Origin of the sequence: Psychrobacter sp. 1U1 (assembly GCF_051847535.1) — a bacterium.
In the GTDB taxonomy this organism is placed as follows: Bacteria; Pseudomonadota; Gammaproteobacteria; order Pseudomonadales; family Moraxellaceae; genus Psychrobacter; species Psychrobacter saeujeotis.
Map to the genome: position 1 here is coordinate 20,870 of NZ_JBPYDD010000010.1, position 25,420 is coordinate 46,289.

The window sequence follows — 25,420 nt, forward strand, 5'->3', positions numbered from 1 at the left end:
CCAATTTACTATTAAATATTTACTTATAGTAGGCGTTTTCAGTAAGAGTATGATCCGTCTCGTCGACTACTTGGGTTAGCTCTGGTATTTGCTGCTTGAGCTGTACTTCAACCCCTTGACGCAAAGTCATATCGACAGCTGAACAACCTTGACAACCACCGCCAAATTTTAATACCGCAGTCAGGCCTACGCCTTCTTCTTCAATCAGTTCAAGCAGTTGTACATCACCACCATGCGCAGCCAAGCTTGGATTAATCTCAGACTGCAATACGTAGTTGATGCGTTCTTCAACACTGGCATCAGCACCGACTTTGGGCACTTTTGAGTTCGGTGCACGAAAAGTCAGCTGACCACCGAAACGGTCTTTATTATAATCAATGACTGCGTCTTCTAAATAAGGGACTGACGCCGCCTCAATAAAGGCCGAAAAATTCTCGTAATCGAATCGCAAATCAGCGCTGTCTTCTTCGCCTGGCTGATTGTATGCCATACAGCATTCTGCACGCGGTGTACCAGGATGCTCAACGAATATACGTACACCGATGCCATCAGTATCTTGCTTTGACAGCAGATCAGCCAAATAACCTTGCGCTGACTCGGTAATCGTAATATTGCTCTTGGTCTCAGCCTGTTCAGTGTCTAATGCTGACTCAAAGTCTGCAGACTGGTCTAATTGACCAGCAGTTTGGTTGTGCTCACTCATAAGGTTTCCTATGCGTTGTGACACAAATGCTATGTCTGTCATAGTTGCTGTGTCGTGAATTTTATAAACATAAATTTTATAAATGAAATAGATGAATTACTAAATACTGCAGTTTATCGTTGTATGAGCTTGGTTTGACTACAGTTTTAATAAAGTTATGACGACTATTATAACGCATTCAGATGATAATTCCGACTGCGCCACTATGATCTAACTATGACCGTCACAAATGGTTGCGATTGGTTTTTTAAATAATCAAATTTAAAAAGTAGAGGTCGTTAAGCCCTCGTGATAATACAAAACAAATAGAGTATGTGTTATAGCCTATATTAAGACTGTGTTGTTAATTATCAAGCGTTGGTAGACTCTTATGATAGACAAAATAAAATACGCAAAACGCTAATAAGAGCAGTGTTCCAATTTTTAACATGTTATTAATTTATCTGAACGATATTTATTTATGCTTTACTTAGTAATGATATTTTTTAAGAATCCCTAGTACCTATTTAATACCTATATCATTAGTACTTCTCCCAAACGACTTGTACGAGACCACTTTTATGATCACGAAAACGCTAAGTTTAATAGAGACTAAGGATGGTGAGCAAATTGCTATTTGGCGAATTATTGAAAGCATAAAGGTTAGTGAAACATCTGATGATAATGTTGCAGCTCATACCTCTATTGAAAGTATAAAGGTAGCTAAAACACAAAATATATTACTGACGCATGGTACGTTTTCGGACAAACACACCTGCTTAAAAATCGCAGAGTACTTAGCCGGTCTTGGTCATCACTGCTACATTATGGAATGGCGCGGACATGGTCACAGCTCAGTGCCAAAAGATAAATTTAACTTTGAAACCGTCGCGACTTATGACTTTGAAGCGACTTTTGGTTATTTGTTTGATGAACTAGAATTGGATAACTTGCACTGCGTTACTCATAGCGGTGGCGGCGTTGGCTTGACCATGTTTTTAATCCAAAACCCACGCTATATTGATAAAATCAATAGCATCACTATGTTTGCCTGCCAAGCGTTTGGGGCGGTCGTAAATGTCAAAAACTACACTAAAATACTAACAGCCAAATTACTTACCCGACTATTTGGCTACATCCCTGCAAAAAAACTCAAAATGGGCCCTATTAACGAAAGTTATTATACGATGAGTCAGTGGTTTGAATGGAACCTACAAAAGAACTTTAACAGCAGCTTTATTAAACAAAGTAATATTCAACAAGATGTGTTTGCAAAAAACATTATTGATAAAAGTACTGTGAATAAAGATGCTGAGAATGAAGTGACCAATGCTGATGACAGCTTTGATTATCGTCAGTATATGCCAATGATTACCACGCCTATCTATGCTATCAGTGCCAGAGGCGATAAATTCATATCACCCACTGCTGGCTGTCAGTTATTTTTCAATACTTTTAATAATCCTACTAACGTGTTTCGTGAATACTCAATCAGCCATGGGGATTTGGACGACTATACTCATAGCCGTATTATGATTAGCCGCAACGCTGCCAAAGAAATATGGCCGACGGTTGTCGCATGGGTTGATAAGCATACAAATTGATTTTATACCTATTGACACCTATGTATTTATTACATCTATCCAAATTAACTTCACATAAGATAACTGAATAAATTTATACGATTGGTTAAGCTTAGGTTGTTAATAAGGCGATATAAATAAATAATTATAAAGAAATACATAGAGGAGTATTTTATGAAGTTATATGTGATACCAGGTACCTGCGCAGTCGTTCCGCATACAGCACTTGAATGGACAGATGCTGATTACGAGCTTAAGATATTAGATCATGACTCAGTCAAGTCTGAGGAATATTTGCGTATCAATCCACAAGGTGTGGTTCCTTCGATAGTTGATGGCGAGACAGTCGTTACTCAGAACATTGCTACCCAAGTCTATATTGATGCCCAATATCCTAATGCCGATATTTTTGGTACGGATAAGTCACCTGCTGGCCAAGCACAGATTATGCATTGGCTAGGGTTTTTGAATGCTGACCTGCATAAAGCATTTGCCCCACTATTTGGACCTGATGGCTTTATTGAAGATGCATCAGCACAAGAAAAGCTAAAATCCAAAGCAAAAGAGAACATTGCTCATCTGCTAAGATTGCCTAATGAGCAGCTTGGTAAACGAGATTATTTGACTGGTACTAAGAGTACTGCCGATATTTATTTGTATGTGACTTTGACGTGGGCGAAAAAGTTTGACATCGATATGTCTGATTATAAAAACCTTGATGACTTTGTTAAACGTATCGAAGCAGATGACGGTTTAACAGCAGTGATTGAACAGCAAGGCCTAGAGAAAATTGGCTCGCTATAGTTTTTTGTAGCTATTAACTTTTAAAAAAGCCCTCCTAATCTTTTAGAAGGGCTTTTTCTATCATTGCACAATAATAAAAACGCTACCCTAAAAATAAGCATTAAAATCGCTAATCATATGCCATTAAACATCTTTACACTTGTCAGCAACTCCTATGCTGTGTCAGTATTGGCGTCATTAAAATATTTTCAATCAAAAAATACGTAGTAGGAAGTCGGCGTCTATGAGTGAATTATCAGAGCAACATTCAGATAAGCAAGATAGCAAACATTACCGCTATCTGATATTTATTGGTCGCTTTCAGCCATTCCACTGTGGTCATAAAGCCGTCATTGACGAAGCACTAAAACGTGCTGATGAAGTCATTATGTTGATCGGTTCGGCGAACTTGCCGCGTAGCTTGCGCAATCCGTTCAGTGTTGCTGAGCGTGCAGCTATGATTCAAGGTGCATATTCAGCTGAAGAGGCAGCCCGTATACATTGTGTGGGCTTGGATGATGCACTCTATAATGACACGCGCTGGCTACAATATGTGCAAGCAGGCGTCAAATCTGTTACCGGTGATCTAAATGCTGATATTGGTCTTATTGGTCACTCTAAAGACAGCTCTTCTTATTACTTGTCGTTGTTTCCGAACTGGGCATCGGTTTCTGTTCCCAATTATCATAACTTATCTGCTACCCCCATCCGCGATAGTTACCTAATGGGCGCAACACCTACCCCTGAGCGCACGCCTGAGTCGACTCGCAAAGTCTTAGATGAATTTAAAAAGACAAGTCATTATCAGCAGCTGCATGAGGAAGCAGGCTTTATTGATAAGTATAAAAAACAGTGGGAGTCTGCACCTTACCCACCGACATTTATGACTGCTGATGCTTTGGTTGTACAGTCAGGACACATATTGTTGGTAGAGCGGCGCAGCATGCCAGGGCGAGGACTCTGGGCGCTGCCAGGTGGTTTCCTTAATCCAAAAGAGACCTTGTTTGACGCCTGCATCCGTGAGCTACGTGAAGAGACTCGGTTAAAAGTCCCTGAGGCTGTGCTGCGCGGTTCTTGCCACAGTCAGCATACTTTTGATGACCCCTACCGCTCGGCACGCGGACGCACGCTTACCCAAGCCTTTTACTTTCAACTCAAGAACGACGCAAAAGGTCTACCAAAAGTAAAAGGTGGCGACGATGCTGTGCACGCTTTTTGGCTACCACTCGCTGAGCTTGATTCCACCATGATGTTTGAAGACCATTACGCGATCATCACCAAAATGGTTGGGTTGTAATAGCTCATTTAGTCGACCGTTTAGTTCATTATTTAAATGATGACTAACCGACAAAATTCTATATGATTCTACTAGCTTTCTTTAATAAATTTTTATTCTATTAGTTTCACTGCCTAAGCCGATAGACAGCAAGGGCTAACCGTCGCAACTGTCATTCAAAAAAGCAGCTGCGGCATCTTAAAGCAGAGGAGTTCTGTGATGTATACTAGTAATTTGAACAATTTAATTCTTAATAGCGACAGTTATAAGACTTCACATTGGGTGCAATACCCAGCTGGCAGTGAGTACCTGTCTAGCTACATTGAAGCTCGTGGTGGCGACTATGATGTGGTGTTTTTTGGCTTGCAAGCCTTTATTAAAGAATATTTAAGTACCCCTATCACTCATCAAGATATTGATGAAGCTGAAACCGTGATTCATGCTCACGGTTTGACGTTTAATCGTGCTGGCTGGGAGCGTTTGGTCGATAAGCATGGTGGTTATTTGCCTCTGCGTATCGAGGCTGTGCCTGAAGGCAGTATCGTGCCTGTATCCAATGTCGTTTGCCAAATTACCAATACGGATCCTGAGTTTTATTGGTTACCAAGCTATATCGAAACTGCCCTACTGCGTGCCATCTGGTACCCCTCCACTGTCGCTAGCGTGTCACATTATTGTAAAGGCGTTATCCGCCGCGCGTTAGAGAAGTCTGCTGATAATTTAGAATCTCTCATCTTTCGTTTGCATGATTTTGGCTCACGCGGCGCTTCTAGTCATGAGTCGGTGGCACTCGGTAGCTTAGCACATTTGGTTAATTTTGCCGGTACTGACTCTATGGCTGCTTTGGTTGCTGCTAGTCGTTGGTATCAAATGAACAATGACATGCCAGCGTTTTCCATTCCTGCCGCTGAACACAGCACCATGACTGCCTGGGGCCGCGATGGAGAGACTGCGGCTTTTTCCAATATGATTGAACAGTTTGGTGGCAAAGATAAAGCCTTTTCAGTAGTTTCTGATAGCTATGATTTGTGGAATGCTATTGATAATATCTGGGGCAAGGCGTTAAAAGACGATGTCAAAAATATGGGTGGCACCTTGGTTATTCGACCAGATAGTGGCGAGCCGACCAAAGTGGTACGTGAGGCATTAGAGCGCTTAGCAGTAAGGTTTGGCACGACCCTTAACAGCAAAGGCTATAAAGTCTTGCCTGATTACGTACGTATTATCCAAGGAGACGGTATTAGCCCGCAAAGTTTGAGTAAAATCATCGATGTCGTGATGAACGCTGGCTTTAGCGCAGAGAATATTACCTTTGGTATGGGCGGTGGCCTCTTGCAACAGGTCAATCGCGATACGATGAACTGGGCGATGAAGGCCAGCGCCATCTGTATCAATGACGTATGGAAAGACATCTATAAAGACCCCATCACCAGCCATTCTAAACGCTCAAAAAAAGGCCGTTTAGCACTAATAAAAGACGATAACGGACAAATAAAAACCATAAAAATAGATGATTTAAATACTGATACAGCTAACTTGTTACGTGATATCTATATCGATGGCAAACTGCTCATAGAAGACAGTCTCACTAGCATACGGGAGCGCGCAGGATGGTAGCTCCTATTAAGATGTCTGGCATTGCAAAAGACGTATTACTCGCCCCTATTTACTTATATCAAGGTCACAAAGTCAAACGCGACACTGTGCGCCTTCCTGAACCAGATGGCGAAAGACACGGTCATATTCAATTAGGTGACTCTCAATTACGTGACTCTGCTAAAATGGCAGTAAGTAAGATTACAAGAACGCTAAGCTTAATGATCGTTGGGGACTCTGCAGCCGCTGGTGTTGGTAGTTTAACGCAGCAAGAAGCGCTTGCTGGCAAGTTGATACCTGCCTTGCAGCAACAACCAGTCATTAACGCTCATTTCGATGCACTAAACTGGGAGTTGCAAGCGACAACGGGACATACCAGTTTCGATATTTTGCGCCGATTATATATTCTACCTACTCCCAGCCAGCCAGTTGATATTATGGTTTTGAGTGTCGGCGTTAATGATACGACCTCCAACGTCTCTACAGCAAAATGGCAACATCAACTTGAGCAAATCATCACCATTGCTCAGCGTAAGTTTGGCGTACAAACACTTATTTTCTCAAGCCTACCACCAATGGCGCAGATGCCTGCTTTACCGTCACCGCTTAATAACTTTATCGGGGCAAAAGCCACGAAGCTCGACCAAGTATTGCAGGATGTTTGTGCCAAATATAATGATGTACATTATATGGCAGCAAACTTTACGCTAATGACAGAAAAGCATGCCAACGGTACCCCTATCGATAGCGCCACTATGTTTGCCAGCGACGGCTTTCATCCCAGTAGCTTAACGTATGGCTTTTGGGCACAGCAGTTGGCAGAGCTCATGGGTCAACTGCTCGGCTCGTCCTTTGATAATGTAGTCATCAACAATAAGAATGACTATTAAAAGTTTTCATTTATAAAGTACTTTAAAAAAGCCATAAAAAAAACCGCTGAATTATCAGCGGTTTTTTTATGGCTTAGCAAAATAACTTGACGCAATAAGCGCAAATTACTCAGCAGAGTCAGCGGTTTTCTTACTACGGCCACCAAACGCGCCAAAGCGCTTGTTGAAGCTTGCAACACGGCCTTCAGTAGAAGTTTTACGCTGCTCACCAGTATAAAAAGGATGCGATGCACTTGAGATATCAAGTGGATAATATGGGTATTCTTTACCTTCATATTCTCGAGTCGCTTTAGTCTTGGCTGTTGAGCGCGTCAAAAAGAACACGTCAGCATTAGTATCATGGAACAAAACTTCTTGGTAATCAGGATGGATATCTTTACGCATAATAAGCTCTCTATGTCCGATGTATGCTTAACATCATCGACCAATGGTCAGATGATTGCATACGTAACTGAGGCACTAAGGACATGTACAAATCTGGCAACTGCGTCACTGGCTTATTCCAGCACTCAGCACCATATCCTTGCTCTCTTAGCCTTCCCCAGCGGGAAAATTAAACCGCGATTTTAACGGTTTTTGGTATTTGATGCAAGCAGCATGTAAGTCCTCAGTACTTATACTGCTAGCAACAATGAGCGCATAGTCCATGATATCACAGCTTCAAACAGCGCTATCATAACCGACGTCTCTACCTCGACTAATGGCGATCTGATAGAAAAAAGTAGAATAAATTTAATTGCTTATTATCTGCTTTGGCCCAGCGCTGTACGTGACAAGCATTTTATAAAAAAGACAGCCACTATAATGACTGTCTTCTTATTATTTGCATTACGCTTTATTTGGTTGGAATAATATGCCAAACGCCAAGCTTATTGTCGCCGTCTTTGTCACCCACTTTGGTATCATTGGCATAAAAATATAATGGTTTACCATTCATGGCCCATTGATATTTACCGTCTTCACGTTGAAAAGCAGCAAACTGACCAGAAGCCTTGGCATTACTAGGTGCCATAAATGCAGGCCAAGCTACCAAGCAAGCACTACCACATTCTGATTTATTCATCGAATCTTTATCAAAAGTATATAAAGTCATATGATTGGTTGCATCAACCAGCATACCGTTTTTACTCGCCACTGGTACAGTGTTATTGCTCGTCGCTTGCACATCATGCATACCTGATGTGTCATTGCCAAATACGTTGTTTAACGTAGAGCACCCTGTGAGCGTCAAAACTCCTGTCAACGCAGACAACATAAGAATATTTTTCATCATAACTTCCTTGTAATTAAAAACAATATGGGTTCAAATTTATATGTCTCTTTTTACTTGTGGTCTTTTATCTTAGCGTTTGTTTAGCGATGTCTTTAACCATACAATATACGCCTAAATCCGACTGCAAGCGTCTCAATATAGCATACGCTACAAACCTGTCGTTTCCATTAGAATATAATTTTACAAAAGCGCCTTAAACTTACAAATTAATTAAAAACGTCCATTTTTTATTATTCAAATACCATATAGGTATTTTTTGATAAAGTTTTGATATTGCCTGCTCATTTAAAATGTCCTGTTTAAACCGTACATTCCATCACTGTTTGTTGACAAAATTAATGCATCAAATTACGTATTTACCGTCATGTTCATTACAGATTTTCGTAAAATAACACCATAGAATGTAAGTATGGCTAAACAATTAAAAACATGACTCTCACGACTTCATATATGTGTTGAACTTGGTAGTTAGCATACACATATCAGTACATACCATACATTCAACCAGATACTTCTAACGAAATTTTAACGAATACGCTGAATACGGTCTCAAGATGAGACTATCAAGGATATGACAACGACAATGACTCAAACTTTTATTAAAGATCAATCAAAATTAGCCTTAGGCGATGCTTTATCTCAGACAGCAAAGCTCAATACCCCTGCTAAACGTGTGGGTATATTAGGTGGTGGTACAGCAGGCGCAACGATTGCTATTCGTCTTGCAGCCTTAGGGCTTGAAACTTATTTGTTTGAAAAGAAAAAATCCTTAATTGACGGTCCGCCAATGTGCCATTTGCATGCAGGTGGCAACTTGTACCGCGAAATACCTGACGAAGACTGCGTCGCACTCCTTGAACAATGTATCGATATTTTGCGCCTTTATCCTTATACCATTGATGTACGCCCGACTGTATTTGCAGTGCCGACACGTGATGAAGGGCTACCTGAAGACTTATTGCCGCGCCTTGATATCTTAACAGACGCTTATCGTGAGCTTATCGCGCAAGATGCTAATAACAAAGTATTGGGCGAGCCTGACAATTACTATCAACTATATAGTCATGAAAAGATGATCGAGCTTTCTGAACAAGAGCAAGTTGCGGTACCAGAGACAGTTGATGAATGGATGATACCCGTTGCTAAATATTTGGACTTAAATAAAGTTAAGTTTCCACTGATTGTTGTACAAGAATATGGCTGGAACATTTTTCGTTTAGCAGCATCTGCGCAGCTAGCATTAGAAGAATACAATCATGCTCATGTCTTTACTGACACACAAGTTAAGCAAGTGATGCCAGTCGATTGTGAGAATTGTACAAATGCGGATCATCATGTTACCAAGTGGCGTATTGACTACCAGCAGGCTAATGCATCACAAACGGAAGCGGTTGAAGTCGACTACCTAGTGAATGCCTGTGGTTTTCGTACTGGAGTTATCGACGATATGGTCGGGGTTAAAGTCACGCGTATGGTTGAATTTAAATCCTCTTATATCACGCGCTGGGATGATGCAGGCGGGCAAATACCAGAGATTATTGTCTATGGTAATCGAGGCACACCAGAAGGTATGGCACAGCTCACGCCTTACCCAGATGGTTATTTTCAAATTCATGGTATGAGTAAGGCGATTACTTTATTCAATGATGGTTTAGTTGCTTCTAATAAAGGTAGCGCCCAGCCTAAGTTACCGCAGCAATATGTACACTATATCGAAGATGGCTGGGACAAAGCCCCATTACAAGCACGTAGCCAGCAAGCGATTGAATATGTGGCTGAGTTTGTACCGACGTTTAATAGTGCACGTACCATTGGTAATGCGTTATATGGAGGACAACAAATCCCGGGCAAGGATGACACATTACGAGTGGCTGATGTAAGCTTATATTCTAATATACGCTACGCGCGCGCTGAAAACGTCAAAGCCTCATCAACCTTGATTGCCGCTGATCAGATCGTTCATGAATTAACACAGCTTGGACTGATCGCAAACGATACTGCTGAGGATCGTCGTCGTTATGCGCACGAATGGACTTATCTTGTACATAACGACAGTACAGCTGTTGATAATGTGGCACGCGTACTGGCTGAGGAGCGTGGGTTTCCTCAAGCTATGGCTGGTGTCAATCGCAGTATTCGTGAAGCCACTTTAGCAAATTTGGCGTCTAACACAATATAATATATCACTCCAACTCACACAGGTAAGAAAATACAAAAAAGGAGCAGATGACCAAATACTGGTTGTCTGCTCCTTTTTCTATCCTGCTATATAACTACTAATAATGAATACAGGCTATCTTACTTATCAATTGATTGACCTTATGATACTTGGCTTTCATTTCCAGCCATCTTCTCTGTATCAACCGCATCTTCTATCGTTACTAGTGTCTGTAGTAAGTCGATTGCTTCGTTGATAGTATTGCACACCACCAAACGATCGAGATCTTGCTGCTTCATAAAGCCTTGCTCAGTGGTATATTTTAAATGCTCAATCATACGATCATAAAAGCCATTAATATTGAGAATAATCATCGGTTTTTCGTGCTGATACAGCTGACGCCATGTGGCAATCTCCATTATCTCTTCTAATGTCCCAAGCCCGCCTGGCAACGTAATAAAAGCGTCTGCGTACTCTGCCATGACCGTTTTACGTGTGTGCATCGTATCAGTCAGATGCAGCCGTGTTAGCTGGTCATGCGCAATTTCATGTTTGAGCATAAACGTTGGAATCACACCGACAGCTTGTGCCCCGCCTTTGATAACTTCGTCAGCCACTGAGCCCATAAGACCAATACTGGCACCACCATATACCAAGCCCATACCGTTTTTTGCCAAGGCTTGTCCCAACTCACGTGCTGCTTGCTCATAAATATCACTATTGCCCAAACGCGAACCGCAATAGACTGCGACCAATGGCATAGTCAACGCTGATTTATCTACTGCCTTTTCAATATGTGCAATATCTTGGCTGGTCAATACTTCATAAGTGTCATTGTTAATTTTCATTTGCATAAAGCGCCCCTAATTTTGTATGGATTATCATTTGTGTGTATGACTATATTAAACTGTTTTAATAATTGTGTGCTTTGAACAAATACATTGCTCGCAGCTGATACCAAGTGTGTTTATTTTTCATTGTAGATAGAGTGTTGTCGATGCTCTGTTAATTACGCATAATAAACATAAATTGGTTTCACGTCTATTTTCGGACTTTGGAATATATAAACGATAAAAGATAATGTTAGATAAAGAGATACAACCAAGCATTTGTCTTGCTAGCATTCCTCTTAGCATAAGCTATGTTAATGGCTAATAACAACTTTTTATCACTGACGTATAATGACCAATCTTGGTAATAATACGCTGTACTTACAAGTATGCTAACCTTTACAGCATATCATTTATTAATAATCATCGCTTATTGGTACACATCATAAGGTATGGCAATGCATCAAAACCAAACACCACTTTCTGCAAATAAACAAGAGCGCATGTCTGCCACGCCTCTTGATACTACAAGCAACGCTCCATTAGAGACGAAGGTTACAAGTATCGATACTTATGCGTTGACCATCATATCTGATCGCAATCGAGCGTTAGCAGCGACCGTCTACCGTCCTAAAACTTCTGTAAACACAGCCGTGATGATCGCGCCAGCGACTGGTATCAAACGTCAGTTCTATCACAGTTTCGCGACTTTTTTAGCAGAGCAAGGCTTTGGAGTACTAACCTTTGATAATGAAGGTATTGGTGAGTCGCTGACGACCGATTTGACCAAATGTGATGCCTCTCTTATCAGTTGGGGGCGACATGATATGCCAGCCGCCCTCGATGCCTTACAAGATGAGTTCGGTAATGCCACTTATCACCTGATTGGCCATAGCGCAGGCGGTCAGCTGATTGGCCTTATGCCCAACTATGCCTCTATTGCTTCAGTTTTTAATGTCGCTTGTTCATCAGGGCGCATTAAAAATATGGACATGCCTTATAAGCTCAAGGCCATGGGTTTTATGGACGCCTTTATTCCACTCACTAACTTAACCTTAGGCTACACCCCAGCTGATAAAATCGGTATGGGCGAGCCGCTACCGCGCGGCGTAGCTCGTCAGTGGCGCGCGTGGTGCAATGGCGCAGGCTATATCAAGACCGCCTTTGGCAAAAGTGTCCACACGCATTTTTATGCTGAGATTAGCATGCCAGCATTATGGCTCGGCTTTAGCGATGATGACATTGCCAATAGTAAAAACATGGATGACATGATTCGCGTATTTACCAAAATGCCAATCGAAAAACGCATCTTTGATCCAAAAGACTTTGGCCTAAACAGCATTGGACACATGCGCTATTTTAGTAGTAGAACCAACGCTAAAGCTCCTAAACTGTGGCAAATGGCAGTGGATTGGCTAAACGAGCAATCACAATAAATATAATGCATCTTATATTCAAACCGCTTATTTATTTGTTGATGCTATTAGCCTCTTCTGCCTTGAGGCGCTTAGTCAAAGCAGAATGCAATGACGGTGTCATGTTATGAATGTTGCCTAGCATCCACTTAACGTAACCAATAGGTACTTCTTTAATAAGCTTGCCTTTATACTTACCAAATGGCATCTTCGCGACTGGGTTGGCGGTGTTCGAAATCTTGTGCGCTGTCTCAAAATCTATGGGCTTGATTTGTAGGCGCTCACAGCAAGCTTGGTAAAGCAAATAACACATGCGCGCATCACCTAGTGCATCATGTGCAGCAATGGTCATTTTGCTAGCTTCCTCTTGTCCCAATAACTGCTCAATACATTTGGACTGCCCATAATAGCGCCATTCTGGAAAAGCGACGCGCGCCAGTCGCACGGTACAAATCAGCTTAGCAGACGGCCTACCGATCACTCGCCAATCAAAGCGTACGTTATGGCCAATCAGATACTGCGGCAAGTCAAATTCATCCAATTCAAAACGCTCAAGTCCAGCGACATCATCATCGGTAATGCCATGAACTTTGATCACAATTGGTGATATAGGACGGCCACTGTTAAAGTATTTCATCCACTCAAACCCACTGGCCACATTAATGGTTGCAACTTGGATAGGTCGTGGATCTCGACCTTGGTCGGTTTCAGTATCAATAACAAGCGCAGTATCAGTCATAAAAAACCAGTCATCAGTATTAGTCCCAAAAGAGTCAGTCAAGAATCTAGCCAATTCACTATAAAATCTATGCCAGTAGTAAATTCTTATAAAAGTATCGATTTTTTTCTATACTAACTATAGTATTGTCATATGCATGCTCAGTCTTTATGGGGATAAAAGCGTCATATAACAATGACATACAAACATTAAAGAACAAGGCATCTATAATATTAAGGTGTGTTGTACACTCGACCTTTGTAAATGTCCAACACGATTTAGAGTAAACCACAAAACACAATAAGAGATGTCGATGCCAGTAGATCAAAAAAACCAGCAACCAAAGCCTGCACGTTTGCGCCGTATGCTGAGTGTGTTAATCAAAGCTGCTGTGCTATTGGCCTTATTATTTGTATTCGACAAACTTCTCCCAAGTATCAGTCAACAAACACAGTCCTTTGTCGTCGCAAAATGGCAACAGTTGAGTCTGCTACAACAAGAGTTGCCAACAGAAGATAGCTTGCCAAGTCCACTACCAGATCAGCACTTGACCGATACTTGGGGCGCTGCTCGTAGCCAAGGTCGCACGCATGAAGGCATCGATATCTTTGCGCCGCGCGGCACACCAGTACAGTCAACGACGCAAGGCATTGTCAGTAAGGTTGGCGAAAATACATTAGGCGGACGTGTGGTGATGGTCGTAGGTCCTGGCGGTGCAGGACATTATTATGCACACCTAGAAGATTATGCTGATATAACTCCCAACGACTGGGTAAATGCTGGTGATATCATAGGCTATGTTGGTGACAGTGGTAATGCCAAAGGTACACCGCCGCACGTACATTATGGTATTTATATCAGCGGCAGTGCTGTCAATCCTTACCCACTTTTACAAAAAGACTAAAGCGTAGGCTCAGATCGTACATGGTTGGCGGGGAACAACGCACTAAACGTCGACCCTACGCCCTCTGTTGACTCAATTTGTAAGTTTACATCGTATTGATATAGGACGTGTTTGACAATTGCGAGACCTAACCCAGTGCCGCCTGTGGCACGGCTACGTCCACTATCGATACGATAAAAACGCTCAGTCAACCGCGTGATATGCTGGGGTGCAATACCGATACCATCATCCTCAACAGCAAAACGGCAGCCTTCAGAGGTCTTGGCCCAGCTGATTGTGATATTACCGCCTTTGGGTGTGTATTTGATGGCATTGATGACCAAGTTAGACAAGGCGCTATTTAAATACATCTCTGACCCGTATAAGCCATCATAGGTATCTATCTGCAAATGTATGCTATGCCCATATTCGCTATTATAAGCTTGGGCATCATCGTAGATATGGGTTAGCATTTTGGTCATATTAATATAATGAAACTCATGCGTCTCTTCAATCTCAATCCGAGACAACAGTAATAAATCATTGACGATTCTATTCATACGCGCTGTCTGCTGGGTCATCAGCTCAAACCCACGCTGCCAATGCGGCGGCATGTCTGGCTGATCTGAGAAGTTTTCGAGATAACCCATGAGGACTGTCAAGGGCGTTCTAAGCTCATGTGAGACATTTGCCACAAAGTCGCGGCGCATTTGTTCCAAATGATGCAGACGAGTCACATCATAAATGATTAATAGTTTTTCGTCCCCAAAAGGGGTGAGCTCGCATTTCAAGTAACGCTTAGGATCTCGCCAAGAAGCCATATGCACACCATCGTTGGGTGTCGTCATGGCTTGATAGTACTGGCGAAACTCAGGCACATTGATAAAATCAAAAATACTCTTACCTTTATCTGCTACTTGTAGCAATAGTAAATCTTCAGCAGCTTGATTCCACCACTCTAAACTATCATCATTATTGAGCAGTATTACGGCGTCTTGTAGAGCGCGTAATGAGCTTCTGATTTTTTTGAGCTGGCCCATCACTTCTTGCTGAGTTGCTTGATCTTGCGGGTGCTGTTCTGGCTCGTTTTGTTGCTCGTTTTCTATAGGCGTTATCATATCTTTCATACCCTTACGACTATCTACTGCGTTACTTTGTCATTCATATGTCGTTCTGTTTAAACTGGCTCATACTGGCTCAATGAGACTAGAGAACCGATAACCAGTACCTCGCACTGTTTGAATCAACGTATCGCAGTCGTGGGGCTTTAATAATTTACGCAAACGCCTGATATGCACATCAATTGTCCGATCTTCGATATAGACATTACCGCCCCATACCTGATCGAGCAGTTGTGCGCGCGTATAGGCACGCTCTGGATGACTCATAAAAAACGCCAATAGCCTATACTCTGTCGGTCCGATATCCACAACCTTATCATTGGCCGTGACGCGTTGGCTTTTAGGGTCTAGGCTCAGCTTACCTATCTCGATAGACTTATCAGCACTCAGCGCACTACTACGACGCAATACCGCTTTAATCCTTGAGATTAGCTCTCGTGTCGAAAAAGGCTTGGTCATATAATCATCAGCACCCGCATCAAGCCCATGAACTTTACTGTCCTCTTCACTTTTGGCCGTCAGCATAATGACTGGTATCTCAGCAAGCAGCTCATCGCTTTTAAGCATACGACAAAAATCAATACCGCTTTTATCTCCAGGTAACATCCAATCTAATAAGATAAGCGCAGGACGATGATCAACCACTTGTTGATGCGCCTCTGACACATCAGCCGCTTGCAAGCTGTCAAATCCAGCCATCTCCAATGTCATCACCACCATTTCACGAATGGCAGGCTCATCTTCGACAATCAAAATTTGCTCATTATGCATAGGACAACCTTATTATTAAGCGCTGAATAATTATATAAGAGGGAAGTTTGGGCTAAAAAAGACGGTAAACACTCGTTAATGACCGTCTATTAAACGCGTTAATTATGACAGTTTGATGACATTCGCTCTTTAAACTTCTAACAAAAAGTTTAGAGGCCCATCATTGACGCTATCGATTTGCATATCAGCTCCAAACTGTCCCGTTGCAACGTTGGGATGCTGAGTCTTTGCATAAGCGACTAATTGCTCAAACAATACTTTTGCAGCCTCGGGCGGCATCGCACCGCCAAAGTCAGGGCGTCGTCCTTTGTCTGTTTTGGCCATCAAGGTAAATTGTGATACCAGTAATAATCCGCCACCTACCTGTTGTACATTTTTATCCAGTTTGCCAAGTTTAGCTGGATCAGCTGTATTTTCAAAAACACGATAAGTGACAATCTTATCGATCATACGTTTTGCCTGTTGTAAGTCATCATCGGGTCCTAAGCCAATATATGCCAAGAGCCCATGTTCAATTGAGCCTATACAACATTCATCAACTATAACACTAGCACGGTTTACCCGCTGGATTAGAGCTTTCATAAACTGCTTCCTTAAACAATTATGGTCATACGATTGAGTACTGACCATGGTAAAATATAAATATTTATTATTTCTAACTTTTATTTTCTTATTTTAACAACTACTTTGGTAACCCTTTATGACTTTATTTACCACCATTCAGCAGTTTGTACCGCAGCAAAAACTTAGTAAAGTTGCTGGACGTTTGGCGGCTAGCCGTCATCCAATGGTTAAACGTGCTTTTATTCGCAGCTTTGCAAAAGCATATGATGTAAAGTTGGATGAATACGAACGTCAAAGCTTAAATGCTTACGAGAGCTTTAACGATTTTTTTACCCGTGAACTCAAAGATGATGCTCGTGCTATCGATACTACCGTCCATGGCATTGTAAGCCCTGCTGACGGTATTGTCTCGCAGCTTGGTCAAATTAACGATCATAAGCTACTTCAGGCTAAAGGGCGTTACTACGACATCGGACAGCTACTTGCTGATAGTGATGATGGTAGTTACTTCGCTGATGGTAGTTTTGCTACTGTTTATCTAGCGCCCAGCAACTATCACCGTGTGCACATGCCTTTTACAGGTACCTTGACCAAAACTCGCTATGTGCCAGGTACATTATTTTCAGTCAATAATACCACTGCTGCTAACGTGCCCGACTTATTTGCCCGTAACGAGCGTTTGGTTTGTATGTTTGATACCGAATACGGCAAAGCAGCAGTCGTGATGGTTGGCGCTATGATTGTCGCCGGTATTGAGACGGTAGCGACAGGAAAAATTACCCGTACCGACGATATTCAAGAAGCTGAGCATAGTATGGTGTTGGCTCAAGGTGATGAGCTTGGGCGCTTTTATCTGGGGTCAACCGCCATTGTTATATTGCCTAAAGCTGCAAAAGCTGACTGGCAAGATAATATAATGGCGAACAGCGTGGTACAAATGGGTCAATTACTAGGGGCTGCCCATACGGGAAAATAAATAAAACCCCAATAAAAAACCCAGTCAATAGCATGACACTCATGACACTATTGGCTGGGTTTTGTTTTGCGCCATATTATCCATCGTTTACACTATGAATAACTTCATATCATCTGTACCAAATGTTTTAGTAACGAAAATGTTTGGCAATAGGATAGGTGAAAAGGATATTCTCTTCTTGCGTACCATCTCCAATATTGTGAATAATAAGCGGCGTTCCATCGGCAGTCTTTTTGTTTGAGACGATACCAATATGCGGCACGTTGTCTTTTGGCAGTCGCCACGTCACAATATCCCCTGTCTTAAAACTGTCTTTGTCAGTGACAGATAATGATTTTCCATGACGCTCAAAAAACACTTCAAGATTGGCCACTCGGCGATGGTCAATATTGTTATCCGGTGACTTTAATCCCCAATTCTTTGGATATTCTGACCAATTTGACTTCATGTCGTGATTGACCAGCTGCTGTAAATCTATATTTTGCAAACGATAAGCACGTACGATGACATCGGTACTTCTCCCCGTTTTCATCGGTACATCACCACGTGGAAAGTCCAGTTTTTGATAAGTGGCGTCATAATTGACTGTCACGCCGATTTGTTTTTTGGCATCTGCTGCCAGCTTGCTACCACTGCTGTTAGGACTGGCAGCCATCACTGGTTGTATCATCATTATTAAAAATACAACTGCTAAGAGCGGTTTAAAACCGTACTGCTTTACCCTATTCATCTTTTATGCCTTATATTGTCTATTTTTAATAAAATCTGACTAGGCACTTCATTATCTAGATTGTTTAATAACTACCTTTAACGATAATTGACTACTTAATCAGATTACTAATAGTCTTAAATGCAGGGTCGCGACTTGTGCGACATAGCTCAAACAATATGGTCTCAACCGTAGTAATTACCCCACCTGCGCGGCGAATACGCCGTATGGCTTGTTTTTTATCATATGGAAAGCGTGATCCTACCGCATCACCAACGATGACTGGTTGCATGCCATTATCCAGTAAATCTAACGCCGTTTGCATGACACACACATGCGTCTCAACGCCAAATAGTAGAACGATACTACGGTTTTGCTGCGCCAAATAATGCCATGAATCATCGTTGTCGCAAGCGCTAAATGTAACTTTTTCAAAACTTTTAGCATTATCACCTTCTAATAGCTCAAAAACTTCAGGTAACGTATCACCGAGACCTTTTTTATATTGCTCATTAAGCATAATAGGGATATCAAGGGCCTGTAGACCTTTTATCAACGTTGTTATTTTTTTGACGATGTTTTCGTGATCATAAATGTGCGGCGTTAGGCGCTCTTGCACATCGATAAGCATTGCTTGCGTGTTTTCACGAGCGATGCGATAAGTACGATCGGTAATCATAGTGGCCATATTGAGTACACTCCTTGTACGTTTGTAGCACATCGCTACAGACTAAATGATTGATTTGTTGTTATTTGATATACGCTCATTTAGTCATATTTCGTCCGGTGCGTCAATAAACATAATCTTTATTAACAACTTATGAACGTTATGTCATAGATGGTTTTTGATTGTTTACACACAAACAAGCCTCCAGTTATTTAACCGAAGGCTTGGGTTAGCATATTTAAATTTTACAAAACGACTGCTATTTCAAAATCTTAAACACGCTCAATCACGGTCGCGATACCTTGACCTAGACCGATACACATGGTTGCAAGGCCAAGCTCAGTGTCAGACTGCTCCATAGCGTTTAATAAGGTAACCGTGATACGAGCACCCGAACAGCCTAGTGGATGACCTAGAGCAATGGCACCGCCATTGATGTTGACGATGTCTTGCTTGTCAGTCAAGTTCAAGGCTTTAAGTACTGACAAGCCTTGCGCTGCAAAGGCTTCGTTTAGCTCGATGGTTTGCATATCATCGATGCTCATACCAGCGCGCTTCAGGGCTTTGTTCGTGGCAGGTACAGGTCCATAACCCATGATAGCGGCATCACAGCCAGCGACAGCCATGCTGCGAATACGGGCACGAGGCTTCAGACCTAAATCTTTGGCTTTTTGTGCGCTCATTACTAGCATTGCTGACGCACCATCTGACAAGGCTGATGAGGTCGCAGCCGTTACTGTACCGCCTTTAGGATCAAAGGCTGGACGTAGCTTTTGCATTTGCTCCATTGTCGCATCTGGACGAATCACTTCATCAACAGTACATAGTTGCAGACGACCAGCGGCATCATGACCTTCGATACCGATGATTTCATTGTCAAAACGACCTTCAGTAGTCGCAGCCCATGCACGGCGATGTGACTCAAGACCGAAGGCGTCTTGCTCTTCACGGGTAATGTTATTCATACGACCAAGCATTTCAGCTGTCAAACCCATCATGTTTGAGGCTTTTGCATAATGCTTAGAGGCTGCTGGGTTTAGATCCACGCCATGCATCATACCAACGTGACCCATATGCTCAACGCCGCCAATGATAAATACATCACCTTGGTTGGTCATGATTTGCGCCGCTGCCGTATGTAGCGCCTGCATAGAAGAGCCGCATAGACGGTTAACGGTTTGACCGCCAGCGGTCTTTGGAATACCAGCCAGCAGACCAATATTACGACCGATGTTCAGACCTTGCTCAAGCGTCTGGTTGACACAGCCCCAAATAATATCTTCGACATCGTTGGTATCGAAATCGTTACGCTCTACCAAAGCACGGACCAATTCCGCTGAGATATTATCAGCACGAACATGGCGAAACATACCGTTTTTAGATTTTCCCATGGCTGAGCGTACACCGTCTACGATGACCACATCTTTTGGACTTAAAGTTGTCATACTATTTTCCTTTTCAATTTTTATTGTCAGTGTTATCAGTTCGCTTTGATACTAGATACGATATGTACTTGTATACCTAACTTTTTAGGGCTAGAAACAAATTGAACCGAACAAAACGGTACGCTTGCTGTTCACTTTCTCGATATAGCCATTGCTATCAGCGATACTTGCAAACGCACCCCACTTATCCTTATACGGTATGCTCGTTACGCTGTGGCGTAAAAAGTCTCACCTGCAGCTGCCATGTCGCGAATCTTTTGCGGGGCTTCATAGGCTTTGCCAAGGTGTGCGTACTTTTCACACAGTGCCAAGTAGTTATCTAGACCCATTTGGTCGATATAACGGCAAGGACCACCGCGGAACGGCGGGAAACCAACACCCATGATCATCGCCATATCAGCCTCACTTGGCGTACTGACGATATTGTCTTCTAGACAGCGTACGGTCTCATTACAGAAAGCCAGCATAGTGCGGTCAATGATGGTTTGATCATCAAATTCCCGCGTGTCGCTATCTGTCGTGGTTTTTAATAGCTCATAAGTGGCGTCGTCAGCGACTTTCTTCGGCTTACCGCGCTTATCTGTTTCGTACTTATAAAACCCAACGCCGTTCTTTTGACCTAGACGCTCGTTTTCATATAAATGCTGGATCGCACCTTTATAATCAGGCTTCATGCGGTCAGGGAAGCCTTCCGCCATGACTTCTGCGCCGTGCACACCAGTGTCTAGACCGACCACATCAATTAAGTAAGCAGGACCCATTGGCCAGCCAAATTTCTCCATGACCTTGTCAACATGGACAAAATCGGCACCTTGCTTAAGCAATAAATCAAACGCACCGAAGTATGGGAACAATACGCGGTTTACTAAGAAACCTGGGCAGTCGTTAACCACAACCGGTACTTTACCCATCTTGGAGGCCAATGCAACGGTGGTTGCAATCGCTTCTTCAGAGGACTTTTCACCGCGGATAACTTCCACCAGTGGCATACGATGTACTGGGTTAAAAAAGTGCATACCGACGAAGTTTTCTGGACGCTCAAGTACTGTTGCCAAATGAGTGATAGAAATCGTTGAGGTGTTAGATGCCAAAATCGCATCTTCTTTTACTAGACCTTCTACTTCTTTGAGCACGGCATGCTTAACCTTAGGGTTTTCTACTACCGCTTCGATGACGATGTCAGTCTCAGCAAAGTCACCATAGTTCAGCGTTGGACGGATACGGCTTAAAGTTTCACCCATTTTGGCTGGGGTCATCTTCTCACGATCGACCATTTTACTTAATATCTTACTGGCCTCTTTCATACCCAAATCTAATTGCTCAGACTTGATGTCTTTCATGATAATTGGCAAGCCCTTGCTGGCTGCCTGATAAGCGATACCGCCGCCCATGATACCAGCGCCTAGTACGGCCGCTTCATTGATATCATGTGCTTGCTTGCTGTGCTGCTTCGCTAATTTTTTAACCAATTGATCATTCAAGAACAGACCAACCAAGCTCTCTGCTTGTGGCGTTTTGGCAGCTTTTGCAAAACCAGCAGCTTCAACTTCAATCGCTTTATCACGTGGCAAGTTAACATGCTTTTCAATCGCTTCGATCGCGATGGCTGGTGCTGGGTACTGCTTAGGATTGGCTTTAGAGAAGATCATGCCTTTGGCACTGTTAAACGCCATCGCTTGCTCAAGCTGGTTTAGCTTAACAGGGTTTAGTTTCTCTTCACGCTTGGCCTGCCAATCAAGCTCACCTGAGATGCATTTTTTGACCAAATCAATGGCAGCATCCTGTAAGTCATCAGCAGGAACGGTTGCATCAACCAAGCCTAGCTTGAGAGCTTCCAATGGTTTTTTTGGCTTGCCAGTGGCGATTAGCTCAAGCGCGTTATCGATACCGATTACACGTGTACTACGAACCGTACCACCAAAACCTGGGAAAATGCCTAGCTGAGTTTCTGGTAGACCGATAATCGCTTTGTCACTCATGACACGATATTCACACACTAAGGTCATCTCACAACCACCGCCTAGTGCTGCGCCATTGATAGCCGCTACTTTTGGGAACGGTAAGTCTTCAAAACGGTTAAAAGTATCGTTAATACCGACAACCCAATCCTTAATCTCACTCTCTGGCTTCTTAAATGAGCCGACGAATTCAGTGATGTCAGCACCAGCGATAAATACGCCTTTGCTTGAGGTGACAATTAAACCTTTAACGTCATCAGACTTTTCAAGCGCGCTTATCGCTTCATCAAATTGCTTGTTGGTTTCGGCATCGAACTTGTTCACGCTCTCATTTTCGGCGTTGTATTGCATGTTGGCGATGCCATCCTCTAGCATTGTCACCGTGATGCGATTTCCTTGGTATACCATTTGAAACTCCTTGCTATGTAATAAAAGCTATGTAATAAAGATCAAATTATAAAAGCTACGTTTTAGAGTGAAAATAACTAGCTAATGTTTGTAAATAAAACGAATAAAATTACTGTCAATTTATCAGTCTATAACCCAACGACTGATAAAAGACAGTGATGATGTGTTTATTATTCTGCGCTCATCGATATGGCGCTTGGTTATACTGTTTTGACGTCATTTAGTGTAGGGGATTATGCCCCCAACTGTCACAAGCTAATACCAGACTCACAAGTCACTATTAACATTAATTGATAAAATCCAAACTCGTCAACCAATCACTGACATCTACCTTGTACTTTATACCTTGTCACTAGCTTTTTTATATGCGTATTGGCTTGTGAATTTTAAATACCATCTATTTGATTGAACAACAGTACCAAGACGTGTGATTACTTCATCAAAACACATTCAACCTATAAGTTAAATCACCAATACGTAACCAAAATAAAACAGCGCTTAGCATATACGCATAAGCCATATCAGCTATCATGTTACACTGGCTTGTTATCTATTTTTATTCATGTATTCTCTATTTTTATTTATATGGTGGTTGGTTGAGTTATGTCTGTTTCTACTGCGCCTCGTTTTGTTCCTTTTACCAATTTTGAGCACTTTTATAGCACATTACGCGCACAGTTAGCGCAAGATATTGACGTATTATTTGCTTATGCAAACTTACCAAGTCCGCTTGATGACGCATGTCGCTATATGATGACTGGACAAGGCAAATTGGTACGACCTTTATTAGTGGCCAGTAGTTTTGTCAGTATTGATGCCAGTATAAATGTAGATGGTGAAGCAGATATCGAGACAGATGATTTATCTGACAACTCAAATTTAACCGATCACGTAAAAATCGCTGACTTGCAATCACTGCTAGAAAACGACTCAGATTATGACATGTGTCGCCGCGCTGCATTGGCTGTAGAGCTATTGCATACCTACTCACTGGTACATGATGACTTGCCATGCATGGATGACGATGAGCTGCGCCGAGGCCAGCCAACTTGTCACATTGTGTTTGACGAAGCGGCGGCACTACTGGCGGGTGATGTATTGCAAACTTTGGCCTTTGAGGTTTTAACCGCAGAGCTGCCTACCTTCGCGCCTTTTGATTCAGACATTGCAAGCCAGCTATTGGCCGTGTTTGCACCGCGCGCTCGCCGCATGGTCTCAGGTCAAATGCTGGATCTGAATGCTGAAGCGCATACTAATATTTCTCAAGAAGAATTAGAGGCCATTCATCGCGACAAAACTGGGGCGTTAATTGAAGCGGCTATGCTAATGGGTGGTATTTGTGCCGGAGCAACGGCTTTGCAACGTATGGCATTACAAGAATGCGCGCAGCATATTGGACTGGCCTTTCAAGTGCAAGATGATATCTTGGACGTCACTACAACCACCGACGCCTTAGGCAAACCTGCTGGTAGTGATGAAAAACTAGACAAATCCACCTATGTCAAATTAATGGGCGTGAGCGCTGCCAAAGACTACGCCCAATCATTATTTAATAATGGACAAGCCGCTATCACTCGCGAACTTAGTGGTAATGAAGACAACAATGCGTTATTAGCATTGATAGAATGGTTATGGTCGCGTAAAAAATAATACAGTCAACTCAATGTAGAAACGATATAGCGTGACTGGTATGAATTTTTTGCAGCCTCTGTCGGCGTAGGCACAGCAAACAAGGAAAATTTATACCAGTCACACGTCATAAAACCATGTATCTGTTTTATTTGATCTTGACTATAGATTAAAAACTCCGTTAAAACTTTAATCATCAAAAACAGCAAAGAGTGGTCAACATGGAAAGTACCCCTATTCCGCGTATTTACCTCGGCACTGGCGGTTATAGCGATACTGACTTACTAGGTACGCTGTATCCAACTGACACTAAAAAGACGGACTTCTTACAAGAGTATGCCAAGCAATATGGCGCGGTTGAGATTAATAGCACCTTTTATGCGCCTATCGGGCAAAAAGCCTTTGCTGGTATGATTAATAAAGCTTATGAGCAAGCCGATAGCGAGTTGAAGTTTGCCGTAAAGCTGCATCAAGACTTCACTCATGGATGTAAAGGCACTGCCGAACATGCACAAGCATTCTTTAACGCTTTATCACCGCTCATCGAAGCCGATTGTCTAGCACCACTACTACTGCAATTTCCACATGGCTTTGATCGCACTCGCGAACATCGGCTTTATCTAGCCAATCTTGTTAGCTGGTTTCAAGATTATCCGCTGGCAGTCGAGTTTCGTCATAACGGTTGGCATACTCCGCAAGTAGTCGATAGCTTTAAAGAACAAGGCTTGATTTGGTGTAGCGTCGATTATCCCAAGGTCAGCGGTCTACCACCGTCACGACTGATATTTACTCAGCGCACTGGCTACCTACGTATGCATGGTAATAATCTAAACTGGTGGGATGCGATGAGTGCGAGTGATCGTCATGATTATCGCTACTCTGAGGCTGAGATGCAGGACTGGGCGCAAGCAATTGCCAATCAGCGCCAACATTTTGATACGTTATACATCTTCTTTCAGAACACCGTCAATGCGCATGCTTATTATAATATTGCGATGCTTAGGGATGCTTTGGATAAGTTTGGATTTGAGGTACTTTGATATTTAAACCATATGAAAAGCAATTAACGCCACATAGTTTTATGC

General features: G+C 42.5%; 23 protein-coding genes. 11 read left to right on the forward strand and 12 right to left on the reverse strand.

Annotated features, from left to right (window positions below; genetic code table 11):
• Window positions 1-19: 19 nt before the first annotated feature.
• Window positions 20-703 carry a Fe-S biogenesis protein NfuA gene (nfuA, locus tag ACS8FB_RS12985; protein ID WP_439263497.1) on the reverse strand — a complete coding sequence of 228 codons (684 nt, stop codon included), beginning with the start codon at window positions 701-703 and terminating at the stop codon, window positions 20-22.
• A 560-nt stretch (window positions 704-1,263) separates the two neighbouring features.
• Here nfuA and ACS8FB_RS12990 point away from each other — a divergent pair.
• The 5 genes from ACS8FB_RS12990 (at window position 1,264) to ACS8FB_RS13010 (ending at window position 6,810) form a co-directional block, all read left to right on the forward strand.
• Window positions 1,264-2,286 (forward strand): alpha/beta fold hydrolase, encoded by a 1,023-nt coding sequence (locus tag ACS8FB_RS12990; RefSeq protein WP_439263499.1) that lies wholly within the window; start codon window positions 1,264-1,266, stop codon window positions 2,284-2,286.
• Between the two features lie 153 nt (window positions 2,287-2,439).
• On the forward strand, window positions 2,440-3,069 hold the full coding sequence (locus tag ACS8FB_RS12995; protein ID WP_439263501.1) for a glutathione S-transferase family protein: 630 nt from the start codon (window positions 2,440-2,442) through the stop codon (window positions 3,067-3,069).
• A gap of 223 nt (window positions 3,070-3,292) precedes the next feature.
• Window positions 3,293-4,345, forward strand: a complete 1,053-nt coding sequence (locus ACS8FB_RS13000; protein WP_439263502.1) for a bifunctional nicotinamide-nucleotide adenylyltransferase/Nudix hydroxylase — start codon at window positions 3,293-3,295, stop codon at window positions 4,343-4,345.
• Between the two features lie 198 nt (window positions 4,346-4,543).
• A complete protein-coding gene (locus ACS8FB_RS13005) occupies window positions 4,544-5,941 on the forward strand; it encodes a nicotinate phosphoribosyltransferase (protein WP_439263504.1) in 1,398 nt (465 codons plus the stop codon).
• Window positions 5,935-6,810: an SGNH/GDSL hydrolase family protein gene (locus ACS8FB_RS13010; RefSeq protein WP_439263505.1), complete on the forward strand. Its 876-nt coding sequence runs from the start codon at window positions 5,935-5,937 to the stop codon at window positions 6,808-6,810. Before ACS8FB_RS13005 ends, ACS8FB_RS13010 begins: the two co-directional genes overlap by 7 nt.
• 105 nt (window positions 6,811-6,915) lie before the next feature.
• Here the strand turns inward: ACS8FB_RS13010 and ACS8FB_RS13015 are convergent, their stop codons facing one another.
• Window positions 6,916-7,194 carry a type B 50S ribosomal protein L31 gene (locus ACS8FB_RS13015; RefSeq protein WP_439263507.1) on the reverse strand — a complete coding sequence of 93 codons (279 nt, stop codon included), beginning with the start codon at window positions 7,192-7,194 and terminating at the stop codon, window positions 6,916-6,918.
• A 451-nt stretch (window positions 7,195-7,645) separates the two neighbouring features.
• Window positions 7,646-8,083 (reverse strand): COG4315 family predicted lipoprotein, encoded by a 438-nt coding sequence (locus ACS8FB_RS13020; RefSeq protein WP_299221809.1) that lies wholly within the window; start codon window positions 8,081-8,083, stop codon window positions 7,646-7,648.
• A gap of 583 nt (window positions 8,084-8,666) precedes the next feature.
• Between ACS8FB_RS13020 and ACS8FB_RS13025 the strand changes: the two genes are divergently transcribed.
• Window positions 8,667-10,262, forward strand: coding sequence for an FAD-dependent oxidoreductase (locus ACS8FB_RS13025; RefSeq protein ID WP_439263510.1), 1,596 nt, complete (start codon window positions 8,667-8,669; stop codon window positions 10,260-10,262).
• Between the two features lie 140 nt (window positions 10,263-10,402).
• Here the strand turns inward: ACS8FB_RS13025 and ACS8FB_RS13030 are convergent, their stop codons facing one another.
• Window positions 10,403-11,095, reverse strand: coding sequence for an LOG family protein (locus tag ACS8FB_RS13030; protein WP_439263511.1), 693 nt, complete (start codon window positions 11,093-11,095; stop codon window positions 10,403-10,405).
• Window positions 11,096-11,529: 434 nt separating this feature from the next.
• Between ACS8FB_RS13030 and ACS8FB_RS13035 the strand changes: the two genes are divergently transcribed.
• Window positions 11,530-12,507 (forward strand): alpha/beta hydrolase family protein, encoded by a 978-nt coding sequence (locus tag ACS8FB_RS13035; protein ID WP_439263512.1) that lies wholly within the window; start codon window positions 11,530-11,532, stop codon window positions 12,505-12,507.
• A 31-nt stretch (window positions 12,508-12,538) separates the two neighbouring features.
• On the opposite strand, the gene ACS8FB_RS13040 is transcribed toward ACS8FB_RS13035, so the two are convergent.
• Window positions 12,539-13,267: a 3'-5' exonuclease gene (locus ACS8FB_RS13040; protein WP_439263514.1), complete on the reverse strand. Its 729-nt coding sequence runs from the start codon at window positions 13,265-13,267 to the stop codon at window positions 12,539-12,541.
• A 250-nt stretch (window positions 13,268-13,517) separates the two neighbouring features.
• Here ACS8FB_RS13040 and ACS8FB_RS13045 point away from each other — a divergent pair, with 250 nt between their 5' ends.
• Entirely contained in the window at window positions 13,518-14,108 is a 591-nt protein-coding gene (locus tag ACS8FB_RS13045) for a M23 family metallopeptidase (RefSeq protein ID WP_439263516.1), read from the forward strand.
• Here ACS8FB_RS13045 and phoR read toward each other — a convergent pair.
• From phoR to dtd, 3 genes are all read right to left on the reverse strand, one after another.
• The gene (gene phoR, locus ACS8FB_RS13050) at window positions 14,105-15,214 is read right to left on the reverse strand and encodes a phosphate regulon sensor histidine kinase PhoR (protein ID WP_439263518.1); all 1,110 of its coding nucleotides are present in this window, start codon (window positions 15,212-15,214) and stop codon (window positions 14,105-14,107) included. The two genes, ACS8FB_RS13045 and phoR, sit on opposite strands and share 4 nt — an antisense overlap.
• A gap of 60 nt (window positions 15,215-15,274) precedes the next feature.
• A complete protein-coding gene (phoB, locus tag ACS8FB_RS13055; RefSeq protein WP_439263520.1) occupies window positions 15,275-15,979 on the reverse strand; it encodes a phosphate regulon transcriptional regulator PhoB in 705 nt (234 codons plus the stop codon).
• A gap of 129 nt (window positions 15,980-16,108) precedes the next feature.
• The gene (gene dtd / locus ACS8FB_RS13060) at window positions 16,109-16,561 is read right to left on the reverse strand and encodes a D-aminoacyl-tRNA deacylase (RefSeq protein WP_439263522.1); all 453 of its coding nucleotides are present in this window, start codon (window positions 16,559-16,561) and stop codon (window positions 16,109-16,111) included.
• 118 nt (window positions 16,562-16,679) lie between these two features.
• On the opposite strand from dtd, the gene asd reads away from it, so the two are divergent.
• The gene (asd, locus tag ACS8FB_RS13065) at window positions 16,680-17,519 is read left to right on the forward strand and encodes an archaetidylserine decarboxylase (protein WP_439263524.1); all 840 of its coding nucleotides are present in this window, start codon (window positions 16,680-16,682) and stop codon (window positions 17,517-17,519) included.
• A 127-nt stretch (window positions 17,520-17,646) separates the two neighbouring features.
• Here the strand turns inward: asd and ACS8FB_RS13070 are convergent, their stop codons facing one another.
• The 4 genes from ACS8FB_RS13070 to fadB form a co-directional block, all read right to left on the reverse strand.
• Complete coding sequence (locus tag ACS8FB_RS13070) at window positions 17,647-18,249, reverse strand: DUF1287 domain-containing protein (RefSeq protein WP_439263526.1); 603 nt, start codon at window positions 18,247-18,249, stop codon at window positions 17,647-17,649.
• A gap of 91 nt (window positions 18,250-18,340) precedes the next feature.
• Window positions 18,341-18,916 carry an isochorismatase family protein gene (locus ACS8FB_RS13075; RefSeq protein WP_439263528.1) on the reverse strand — a complete coding sequence of 192 codons (576 nt, stop codon included), beginning with the start codon at window positions 18,914-18,916 and terminating at the stop codon, window positions 18,341-18,343.
• 251 nt (window positions 18,917-19,167) lie between these two features.
• Window positions 19,168-20,340 (reverse strand): acetyl-CoA C-acyltransferase FadA, encoded by a 1,173-nt coding sequence (fadA, locus tag ACS8FB_RS13080; RefSeq protein WP_439263530.1) that lies wholly within the window; start codon window positions 20,338-20,340, stop codon window positions 19,168-19,170.
• Between the two features lie 206 nt (window positions 20,341-20,546).
• Window positions 20,547-22,706: a fatty acid oxidation complex subunit alpha FadB gene (gene fadB / locus ACS8FB_RS13085; protein ID WP_439263531.1), complete on the reverse strand. Its 2,160-nt coding sequence runs from the start codon at window positions 22,704-22,706 to the stop codon at window positions 20,547-20,549.
• 603 nt (window positions 22,707-23,309) lie between these two features.
• Here fadB and ACS8FB_RS13090 point away from each other — a divergent pair.
• Together ACS8FB_RS13090 and ACS8FB_RS13095 are read left to right on the forward strand one after the other, a co-directional pair.
• Window positions 23,310-24,356, forward strand: a complete 1,047-nt coding sequence (locus tag ACS8FB_RS13090) for a polyprenyl synthetase family protein (protein WP_439263533.1) — start codon at window positions 23,310-23,312, stop codon at window positions 24,354-24,356.
• Between the two features lie 200 nt (window positions 24,357-24,556).
• A complete protein-coding gene (locus tag ACS8FB_RS13095; protein ID WP_439263535.1) occupies window positions 24,557-25,375 on the forward strand; it encodes a DUF72 domain-containing protein in 819 nt (272 codons plus the stop codon).
• Window positions 25,376-25,420 lie beyond the last annotated feature (45 nt).

Coding starts and splice junctions, on each gene's coding strand:
- fadB (WP_439263531.1), bottom strand. CDS start 22,706: ATGGTATACCAAGGAAATCGCATCACGGTGACAATGCTAGAGGATGGC.
- ACS8FB_RS13030 (WP_439263511.1), bottom strand. CDS start 11,095: ATGCAAATGAAAATTAACAATGACACTTATGAAGTATTGACCAGCCAA.
- ACS8FB_RS13020 (WP_299221809.1), bottom strand. CDS start 8,083: ATGATGAAAAATATTCTTATGTTGTCTGCGTTGACAGGAGTTTTGACG.
- ACS8FB_RS13005 (WP_439263504.1), top strand. CDS start 4,544: ATGTATACTAGTAATTTGAACAATTTAATTCTTAATAGCGACAGTTAT.
- ACS8FB_RS13025 (WP_439263510.1), top strand. CDS start 8,667: ATGACTCAAACTTTTATTAAAGATCAATCAAAATTAGCCTTAGGCGAT.
- ACS8FB_RS13035 (WP_439263512.1), top strand. CDS start 11,530: ATGCATCAAAACCAAACACCACTTTCTGCAAATAAACAAGAGCGCATG.
- ACS8FB_RS13075 (WP_439263528.1), bottom strand. CDS start 18,916: ATGGCCACTATGATTACCGATCGTACTTATCGCATCGCTCGTGAAAAC.
- nfuA (WP_439263497.1), bottom strand. CDS start 703: ATGAGTGAGCACAACCAAACTGCTGGTCAATTAGACCAGTCTGCAGAC.
- ACS8FB_RS13015 (WP_439263507.1), bottom strand. CDS start 7,194: ATGCGTAAAGATATCCATCCTGATTACCAAGAAGTTTTGTTCCATGAT.
- ACS8FB_RS12990 (WP_439263499.1), top strand. CDS start 1,264: ATGATCACGAAAACGCTAAGTTTAATAGAGACTAAGGATGGTGAGCAA.
- ACS8FB_RS13000 (WP_439263502.1), top strand. CDS start 3,293: ATGAGTGAATTATCAGAGCAACATTCAGATAAGCAAGATAGCAAACAT.
- phoB (WP_439263520.1), bottom strand. CDS start 15,979: ATGCATAATGAGCAAATTTTGATTGTCGAAGATGAGCCTGCCATTCGT.
- ACS8FB_RS12995 (WP_439263501.1), top strand. CDS start 2,440: ATGAAGTTATATGTGATACCAGGTACCTGCGCAGTCGTTCCGCATACA.
- dtd (WP_439263522.1), bottom strand. CDS start 16,561: ATGAAAGCTCTAATCCAGCGGGTAAACCGTGCTAGTGTTATAGTTGAT.
- ACS8FB_RS13095 (WP_439263535.1), top strand. CDS start 24,557: ATGGAAAGTACCCCTATTCCGCGTATTTACCTCGGCACTGGCGGTTAT.
- fadA (WP_439263530.1), bottom strand. CDS start 20,340: ATGACAACTTTAAGTCCAAAAGATGTGGTCATCGTAGACGGTGTACGC.
- ACS8FB_RS13045 (WP_439263516.1), top strand. CDS start 13,518: ATGCCAGTAGATCAAAAAAACCAGCAACCAAAGCCTGCACGTTTGCGC.
- ACS8FB_RS13090 (WP_439263533.1), top strand. CDS start 23,310: ATGTCTGTTTCTACTGCGCCTCGTTTTGTTCCTTTTACCAATTTTGAG.
- ACS8FB_RS13070 (WP_439263526.1), bottom strand. CDS start 18,249: ATGAATAGGGTAAAGCAGTACGGTTTTAAACCGCTCTTAGCAGTTGTA.
- phoR (WP_439263518.1), bottom strand. CDS start 15,214: ATGAAAGATATGATAACGCCTATAGAAAACGAGCAACAAAACGAGCCA.
- ACS8FB_RS13010 (WP_439263505.1), top strand. CDS start 5,935: ATGGTAGCTCCTATTAAGATGTCTGGCATTGCAAAAGACGTATTACTC.
- asd (WP_439263524.1), top strand. CDS start 16,680: ATGACTTTATTTACCACCATTCAGCAGTTTGTACCGCAGCAAAAACTT.